This window comes from Pseudomonas palmensis, assembly GCF_017848315.1.
In the GTDB taxonomy this organism is placed as follows: domain Bacteria; phylum Pseudomonadota; class Gammaproteobacteria; order Pseudomonadales; family Pseudomonadaceae; genus Aquipseudomonas; species Aquipseudomonas palmensis.
Map to the genome: position 1 here is coordinate 1 of NZ_JAFKEC010000108.1, position 6,062 is coordinate 6,062.

Consider the following 6,062-nt stretch of genomic DNA (forward strand, 5'->3'; position numbering starts at 1 on the left):
CATCCCCTTTGTCCGTGGTCGCATAGTTCGCCCCGAGCGGCGCCAGCGCCTGCCCGAGGTGGGCGAGGGTGCTGTCGTCGAACTTCACGCCCGCAGCGCTGATCGTGGTCTGCCAGTCCTTGTCGGTTTAGTAGGCAAATGCCTCGGCCATGCGCCGCTCGGCTTCGGCCACGCTGATGTTCTGCTCTTGCGCCAGCGCCTTGGTTTGCTCGGAGATGAGCTTGCGTTCTTCCGGGTGCAGTACGAGGCTTGGAGGTGTCTACGAAACCAGGGGCGATTCAGACCGTAGGTCGTCAGGGTGGGTGCAAAAGGAATGCAACTTGACTGCAGAAAGGATGCAAATAGGGTGCAAGAAGGCGGCAAAAAGGGTGCAGATAGGGTGCAAAAACACCCCATATTCAGCCTAAGCTTCTACATCTAAACCTGCCGCTTAATTTTCAAGGATAAATAAAGTCTATACTTATTTTAACTTTAACTAAGTCCAAGGTTACCTCACAGCCACTCCACGCTGGCAGCCCTCCTGTAAGTTTATTCTCAAGATACCAACTGCGAAGCTCTGTTAAAAGGTCTAAAATATCTGTATTGGCTCGCCCGCCTGCCGTGAACCAGGCAACGTTACCTTGTTCATCAATGTAGTCATACTCATACTCACAGCTATCTAGCTCTTGGGATAACTGTGCCCGCATTATAATTTTACAGGCTCCGCCGGGAGCAATTTCAAATAAAATACCCCCAATGTCATTGTAGATATCATCATCACTACGCATCAATTTCCACCCGGTGAGTTTTTAAATACTGTAGTGGTCAACTGATCCCGGACACTGAATTGAGTTTTTCCTCTGCGACCGCAGGCGGTAGCCCTTCGTTGAATTGATGCGGTCGCCGCCAGTTGTACCGCTCCATCAAAAACCGACTGATATCTTGCTGCGCCAGCACAGCGCTCATGTAGCCCACCGTCGGTATCCATTCAGTCTTCAGGCTGCGAAATAGCCGCTCCATCGGCGCGTTGTCGTGGCAGTTGCCGCGCCGACTCATGCTCTGCGTGAAGCGGTATCTCCATAGTCTCTGGCGGAAACTCAGGCTGCCGTATTGGCTGCCCTAGTCGCTGTGAAACAGCACATTCTGAGGCCGGCCACGCCGCTCATAGGCCATATCCAATGCCTTGATCACCAGGTCGGCATCAGGCTTGGCTGAGAACGCCCAACCTACAACACGCCGGGCACAAAGGTCGATGACAGCCGCCAGATAGTGCCATTGGCCTTCAGCCCAGACGTACGTAATGTCACCGCACCAGATTTTGTTCGGGGATGCCACGCTGAACCCACGATCAAGCACGTTCGGGATATCAGGCCGCTCCACGGTAGCCTTTTTGTAGGCATGGGAGCCCGGCTGTTTGCTGATCAAGTTCAGCTCGCGCATCAACCTACGTACCTTGAATCGCCCGATCTGAATGCCGTCCTCTTTCATCATCGGCATGATGCTCCGGCTGCCCGCAGCGCTTCGGCTTTGCGTAAACAACTCGTTCACGCGGCTACGCAAGACTACTCGTTCGGCATCCGGATACCGACGTTTCCGGCAGTACGCGTAGTAGCAAGATCGGGTGACATCAAATACCGAGCACAACAGATCAACAGGCTCTTGAGCCCGCAGTTGATCGATTAACGCGAACGCTCGTGTTCCTCGGCCATCAAGAGCGCGGTGGCCTTCCTAAGAAACACCATCTGCCGGTTGTAGCGTAAAACCAAACTCGGCCGCGCGCCGATACAATCCTTTCACCACTCGCTCCCGATATTTTTGCTCGTAATGATCGGCTCCCGGGTCTTGATAATTCATGCCGAAACGCATGGCGTTGTAGAACAGGATGGCGATCTTTCGCGCAGTGGCCGTGACGGCTTTGGCTTTACCGATTCGAGCCGCGAGACGTCGATAGAACGCCCCCAATGCCGTATTGGTTCTGCCGACGGTTACTGCTGCAAGCCGTAAGTGGGCGGTCACTCGATTTTTGGTTTTCCGGGTATGCGCCGAAAGTACCTTGCCACCACTGATGCGGCAGCCGGGGGCGAGCGTCAACCAAGAGGTAAAGTGGTGGCAGGTGCGCCATCGGCTTAAATCCGTGCCGCACTCGGCGACCAGTCGTAGCGCCAGATAGGGGCCGATGCCGTGGATCTGCGTCAGATCGACTCCGACCAATTGATAGAGCAAGGTACGGACATCGAAGTTGAGCGCATTGGGTTGCCGTGTGTTGTGGCGTGGTTTTGGCAACGGCTCGGCGGGAGCTACCTTTTGCTGAGAGAGTTCCATCAATGTTTGCGCAATCTGCTGATCACAAACAACGACTTGCGCCTGATAGGCGTCATACATTGACAGCGCCTGCGTCAAAGCGAAAACGTGCTCGGGCTGGTAGTTGCCGACCAATGACGCTTCAATTACATCAATACCAGCCTTGCAACGCTTGTCGCTCATCGCTGCTAGTGAAGAAGGATTACGCTCGCCTGCGACAATAGCCCGGATTATCCGCATGCCTGTCAATCCGGTGATATCGGCTACGACGTGATGCAATTGCAGGTTCATGTGCGTGAGAGCTTTTTGCATGTGCTGGATATGTGCTGCGGCATAGTCGAGATGACGCTCGCGCAGCCTCAAGTAACTGCGTAAGGCCGAAATCTCTTGGGTTGGATGAAAGCTAGCGCGCAGCAAACCGCAAGCATGGAGTCGTTGTATCCACTGTGCATCATTCACATCGGTTTTACGCCCTGGCATGGCGCGAGCCTCACGGGCGTTGGCCAGTACCACCCGGAGACCATGCGTTTCCAGTATTTCGTAGACGGGAATCCAGTAAACGCCGGTCGACTCCATCGCAACGGTGGTGATGCCGAGATTCACCAGCCAGTTGGCCATGCGCTCCAAGTCAGCCGTGAACGCCTGGTAGGTTTGAACAGATTCTTTGGCCAGATCGGCGGGAACGGCCACAACATGGAAGCGTGAGCCAATATCAATGCCGGCTGCGCGATCATGAATAACCGGTAGCCCACGCTGCTTGAGATCGTGCTTTTTCATGAGCACCTCCAGTCAAGTTGACTGGACGGGGACTCGGATCAAATCACCTTCCTAAACGGGGTCACGAAACGCGCCACCACTAACGGGTCCGCAGCTTCCCCTGGGTCAAGTTTTTTGACGGGGACTTAGCCTCCAAAAAGCCAGCGACCACTGTCCAGTGGGGTAAGTGTAGAGCACGGTGTTTCTAGTCCAGTGGGCCACGGAGTGCCGGGGAGGCGGTTTTTTAAGATCGATTTTTCCCGTTCTAGCCGATTGATACGGGCTTCGAGTTCCTGGATTTTTTGCTGCTCAGGTGTCAGAGCCTTGCTGGTGGGAGTAACACCGCTACGTTCTTGCTGAAGCTGGCTCACCCATCGACGAAGCGCCGATTCGACCAATCCGAGCGAACGGGCGGCTTCGATATGGCTGTAGCCTTGGTCGAGCACCAGGCACGCAGCCTCGCGCTTGAACTCAGGGGTAAAGGTACGACGTTGCTTGGTCATCAGACACCTCTCTATGGCGAGCATTCTCGCCTAAATGGGTGTCCGGTTTCATTAGACCACTACATACAATCTCTTTTGGACGAGCACCGCCTATTGAATACTCCACATTAAAGCTATCTGGCCGAACACTTTTGCCAGAATACACAGGCTCAATCTTCACGCTAACCTGCTTGCCTTCCTTAAGTGCGGACGTCCATGTATTCTCCGTAGACTTCCAAGTACCTTTATTCAAGTTCCCATTCATGGGAAGGAGATTCAATCTCTCCCCAGGTCCGTTGAATATACTAGCAATCAAGTGCCCACCCTCGTCCCCACTGACGCCTCACTTACCTGCCACACATTGCTGATATGTATTCCGATCATTTTTAGTCAATGAAAGATTTGACTCGACTTTCTCAACGCGGCCCAAGCCATCTGTTTGAAAAGTTTTATTCCCATCGACCTTATATACGGTATTCGGCACAGGCTTATTCAGCTCTTTATTCCATGCACCTTTACCACCAGAACTAATCTCGACCTCCCGTAAAGCTTGCCCTGTTCCTTTTGCACCATCTAAACCTTAACGAGCACAAACTCCATCAAAATACCACTACCACTCATGCTTTCAATAATTACTCGACTCGCTTCTATCGACTTCAAAGCGAAATTCATTTCATTTAATGACGCGGAAAAGTCGACAATACAATCCATGTCTGGAACTCTCTTGTTTCCCTTGATTTTAAAACCCTCAATACCAAGAACTGCAATATTATTATTTTTGCAGTAGTCGACCAGCCTGATTCCATCGCCAACATCAAACAAAGGAATGCCACTCCACATCAATGTAGGTGTAACAGGTAAATCCTCAACGAATACTTCAACTGTAATCAGTCCCATGGTGCAACCCACTCAGGATCTTTTTATTGGAGACTTGGACAATCGCTCCCGTGCGATCATTCCTTACCACATAAGAACCATCCTTAGCGATATACCCAGTAGCTGGATCGTTAAGGCGGCTCCCTGACACAGTATCAAAACGAGTATCTTTCGTCACAACCGTTTTGACTGGTTTATCGATTACAGACTGTATAGAGCTTTCCGTCCAACCCCATTTACCCATTTGGTCGGCAATCTTTGGTTCAATCGTAATTGAAATTCCTTTTGCACCATCTAAACCGTCAATTTAATCCAAATAAAATCTGCCTGAGAGCACGTTGTTTTTCTAGGGTTGAACCATCAAAAAAAACCTTATCAGACGTTATAACTTTAATAACTTTACCACACTCATAAACTTTAAATCCCTGTCTCTCCAACAGCGAAATGCTGGCAAATCTATCCACGCCTGCTCTCTCCCAGAAGAGGTTGCCTAGCCACATAGTGCTTCCAATCGCCTCAATATATCCTTGCCTGAGCACGTTACGGCCAGGATTCCCTGAGGTATCAATTTCCATTTGATCCAAGGGGGGAGGCAAGCCATTCGACTTCATTGGAAGACCTGAAAGAGGGCGACCCACGCATTCATACTCTAGAGGGTCTGTAGCGTTCTGCCAAAAATCATATTCGACATCAGAAACCCATGCCTGAATAAAACCTTCAACATTGAGAATAGGCCTTATTTCCTCTTCCAACTTAGTATTACCATGACCCTCTGATTCTTCTAGTACCAAAAAGCAATAACCCAGTGCTGGAAGCAACCCGAATCGGAGCTCAAACCCACCAGACACCAAACCACTAGGCCATGATTTTTTTTTCAATATTTTCTTTTCAAGCGTTTTGATATCAATCTTAACCCCATGCAGAAAAAATATCGTAGGGGAGGAAAACTTACTTAAAAGCTCTTCAACCAAAGCCAGCATCTGCAAACCACTGATCGACTCGACATCAAAAACAAACTTGAATCGCTTCATCTTTTCAGGTCTCACTTGAATTCTTTAACAACCACTTTGACATTATATTCACGGCCGAATTCGATAAGCGACTTAGCAGCAGCCGAGCCACCAGGCTGAACTCGCAGGTCAAGCACCATATTTGCTGGTACACCATTGACTTTCGCGCCATTTGTCCCTAAGTCGATAATATGATCTTGCATTCGGCCTAACCACGTACTTCCTACCGTATCTACAGATTTCAGACTAACGAGCGTATTACCATTCTGAAAATCAACAAGCGGGAAATACCCATTTCTTTCGGCCCCTACGTTATACCAGCCGCTCTGCGGTGAATACTCAGTTTTAGCAAGGTATGACTCAATGTCTACCCCTCGTTGAGTCGGTTTAAGAGTCCAAACCTCTGAAAGATTCGTTGTGAGATCTTTTGCACCATTTTTTTCCCCGCTTTGCAACATCCCCGCCAGCTTCTCAAGCCACCCTGGCGTTTTCGAAGCCACAGCTTTAGCAGCACTTCCCAGCGAAATAATGGCCAGCGCCAGTTCCGCTTCTGCCTCCACCCCAAGCCGATGACTCTCCGATTCGGTCGGCGTAAACAGCGTATCTTTGGTGCTCTCAAACTGGTTCAGAAACTGACTGACCAATTGCAGCGCAGCAG

6 protein-coding genes and 4 pseudogenes are annotated in these 6,062 nt (G+C 50.5%); 1 reads left to right on the forward strand and 9 read right to left on the reverse strand.

Annotation, left to right across the window (positions count from 1 at the left end; translation table 11 throughout):
* Positions 1-289, forward strand: a 289-nt coding sequence (locus JZZ72_RS27380) for a hypothetical protein (protein WP_210015475.1), incomplete at its 5' end; no start/stop codon positions are given.
* A 148-nt stretch (positions 290-437) separates the two neighbouring features.
* On the opposite strand, the gene JZZ72_RS27385 is transcribed toward JZZ72_RS27380, so the two are convergent.
* The 9 genes and pseudogenes from JZZ72_RS27385 to JZZ72_RS27430 all read right to left on the reverse strand — a co-directional run.
* Positions 438-767 (reverse strand): hypothetical protein, encoded by a 330-nt coding sequence (locus JZZ72_RS27385; RefSeq protein WP_078481531.1) that lies wholly within the window; start codon positions 765-767, stop codon positions 438-440.
* A gap of 37 nt (positions 768-804) precedes the next feature.
* Positions 805-1,707, reverse strand: a pseudogene (locus JZZ72_RS27390) (IS3 family transposase); the annotation flags it as partial.
* Positions 1,708-3,057, reverse strand: coding sequence for an IS110 family RNA-guided transposase (locus tag JZZ72_RS27395; RefSeq protein WP_210015476.1), 1,350 nt, complete (start codon positions 3,055-3,057; stop codon positions 1,708-1,710).
* Between the two features lie 221 nt (positions 3,058-3,278).
* Positions 3,279-3,539 (reverse strand): annotated as a pseudogene (locus JZZ72_RS27400) (transposase); the annotation flags it as partial.
* Positions 3,508-4,002 (reverse strand): annotated as a pseudogene (locus JZZ72_RS28415) (DNA/RNA non-specific endonuclease). The pseudogenes JZZ72_RS27400 and JZZ72_RS28415, both read right to left, overlap by 32 nt.
* 89 nt (positions 4,003-4,091) lie before the next feature.
* Positions 4,092-4,415, reverse strand: coding sequence for a hypothetical protein (locus tag JZZ72_RS27415; RefSeq protein ID WP_177346342.1), 324 nt, complete (start codon positions 4,413-4,415; stop codon positions 4,092-4,094).
* On the reverse strand, positions 4,396-4,638 hold the full coding sequence (locus JZZ72_RS27420) for a colicin E5-related ribonuclease (RefSeq protein ID WP_078481539.1): 243 nt from the start codon (positions 4,636-4,638) through the stop codon (positions 4,396-4,398). Before JZZ72_RS27420 ends, JZZ72_RS27415 begins: the two co-directional genes overlap by 20 nt.
* Before the next feature lie 58 nt (positions 4,639-4,696).
* On the reverse strand, positions 4,697-5,425 hold the full coding sequence (locus tag JZZ72_RS27425) for a hypothetical protein (protein WP_210015478.1): 729 nt from the start codon (positions 5,423-5,425) through the stop codon (positions 4,697-4,699).
* An 11-nt stretch (positions 5,426-5,436) separates the two neighbouring features.
* Positions 5,437-6,062 (reverse strand): annotated as a pseudogene (locus JZZ72_RS27430) (hypothetical protein); the annotation flags it as partial.

Bases quoted from the DNA above. Each gene is read 5' to 3' on its own strand.
- JZZ72_RS27420 (WP_078481539.1), bottom strand. From the start codon at position 4,638: ATGGGTAAATGGGGTTGGACGGAAAGCTCTATACAGTCTGTAATCGAT.
- JZZ72_RS27385 (WP_078481531.1), bottom strand. From the start codon at position 767: ATGCGTAGTGATGATGATATCTACAATGACATTGGGGGTATTTTATTT.
- JZZ72_RS27395 (WP_210015476.1), bottom strand. From the start codon at position 3,057: ATGAAAAAGCACGATCTCAAGCAGCGTGGGCTACCGGTTATTCATGAT.
- JZZ72_RS27415 (WP_177346342.1), bottom strand. From the start codon at position 4,415: ATGGGACTGATTACAGTTGAAGTATTCGTTGAGGATTTACCTGTTACA.
- JZZ72_RS27425 (WP_210015478.1), bottom strand. From the start codon at position 5,425: ATGAAGCGATTCAAGTTTGTTTTTGATGTCGAGTCGATCAGTGGTTTG.